An 821-nucleotide genomic window follows, 5' to 3' on the forward strand; every position below is an offset into this window, starting at 1 on the left:
CTTTTATACTACCAGAAGAACGGTGCAGTGTGGTAGAAAGAGAACTGGATCTGGCAGGATATTTTTGTATCGTTACATCGGAAAAGATGAGTGCGAAGGAAGCAATCGAACTGTACAAGAGCAGGGATGTATCGGAGAAACTATTCCGCGGAGACAAATCATATCTGGGGAATAAGAGCATCCGGGTGTATTCAGAAGAATCAGCAAGAGCGAAGATATTTGTTGAATTTGTAGCCATGATAGTGCGCTGCAAGATGTATATAAAACTAAAAGAAGAAATGAAAAAACTGGATAAGAAACTGAACTATATGACTGTACCGGCGGCAATAAAAGAGCTGGAAAAAATAGAAATGGTACGTCAGTTAGACAATATATACCGTCTGGATCATGCAGTAACAGCGAACCAGAAAGTAATATTGAAAGCCTTTGGACTGGATGCGAATAGTATAAAATACTTTGCGTCAGAGCTGAGTAAGGAACTGAAAGAAGCAGAATAAGGAAGGAAAATAAAGATGGCAAGAACAAGGAAAACAAGTAGGGAAGCATTGGAAGAAAAGATTGAAAAAGCAGAGGCTGATGTGGTTGCAGCGAAGAAAAAGTACGACCAGGCAACAGCAAATCTGAAAGAACTGTTAGACAAGCGGGATGCCATAAGAAAAGAAGAGATACTGTCAGCGGTTGTAAAAAGTGGGCGGTCATATGAGGAGATCATGAACTTTTTAAATGCAGGATCAGATGGAGAAAAGACAGAAAAATAGAATTGTTTTGAGTTGCAGATATAGCGACACTCGATTTAGGCGGAAAAAAACTGGAAGTTCACA

General features: G+C 39.7%; 2 protein-coding genes. Both read left to right on the forward strand.

The features are described 5' to 3' along the window. A partial coding sequence (locus tag ACTNC6_RS16130) for an IS1634 family transposase (RefSeq protein ID WP_441044658.1) occupies positions 1 to 497 on the forward strand: 497 nt, incomplete at its 5' end. Between the two features lie 15 nt (positions 498 to 512). Further along, complete coding sequence (locus ACTNC6_RS16135; RefSeq protein ID WP_173684812.1) at positions 513 to 758, forward strand: hypothetical protein; 246 nt, start codon at positions 513 to 515, stop codon at positions 756 to 758. Positions 759 to 821 lie beyond the last annotated feature (63 nt).

Origin of the sequence: Blautia sp. HCP3S3_C4 (assembly GCF_052064095.1) — a bacterium.
Taxonomy (GTDB): domain Bacteria; phylum Bacillota; class Clostridia; order Lachnospirales; family Lachnospiraceae; genus Blautia_A.